The organism is Microbacterium sp. RD1, from assembly GCF_052220165.1.
Classification (GTDB): domain Bacteria; phylum Actinomycetota; class Actinomycetes; order Actinomycetales; family Microbacteriaceae; genus Microbacterium.
The window spans coordinates 1-594 of sequence record NZ_JBQPOL010000006.1 but is presented as its reverse complement, the minus strand read 5'-3'; the positions used below and the strand labels follow the sequence as shown (position 1 = coordinate 594).

The following is a 594-nucleotide window of genomic DNA, read 5'->3' as shown; positions in this document are numbered from 1 at the left end:
CCGCACCGCGCAACGAGAACTCGACGACGCGTACACCCTTGTGACCCGGTTCCCGCGCACAGTAGAGGTGTGGGAGGAGGGACGGATCTCCCGCGGGCACGCTGCCATCATCCTCAAGACCGGACTCACCCTGCCCGACGATGACGTGCGGGGGGCGTGGGAAGGAACGGTGCTGGAGTTCGCGGTGAAAGAGACCCCCGGCCGCACCGACGCCTACGCGAAGGAGCTCGCCGAGATCATCAACCCGGTGACCATGACCGAGCGGCACGACACCGCGAAGCAGGCCCGGTCCGTGTCCGTGGTGGACCTGGCCGACGGGATGGCGCTCCTGGAAGTCCTCCTCCCCGCCACGATCGCGTACGCCATCCGGGACCGGATCCGTCAACAAGCGAAGATCGTCCGCGACACCGCCAACGCCCACCGCGCCCGCCACCGCAAGGAAGCGGCCCAGGCCGCCCGGGAAGCGGCGAAGGCCGCCGGGGATCCTGAAATTGCGGACCCGCTGATCGACGCCGAACCCGCCGACGGCGCGGTTGTGGATGATGTCCGCACGACCGCGCAGATCAGCGCGGACCTCGTCGCGGACATGCTGCT

1 protein-coding gene is annotated in these 594 nt (G+C 69.2%); it reads left to right on the top strand.

Annotation, left to right across the window (positions count from 1 at the left end; all coding sequences use genetic code 11):
* Window positions 1–40 precede the first annotated feature (40 nt).
* On the top strand, window positions 41–594 hold a 554-nt coding region (locus ACTU3I_RS18465), incomplete at its 3' end, for a DUF222 domain-containing protein (RefSeq protein WP_442927190.1).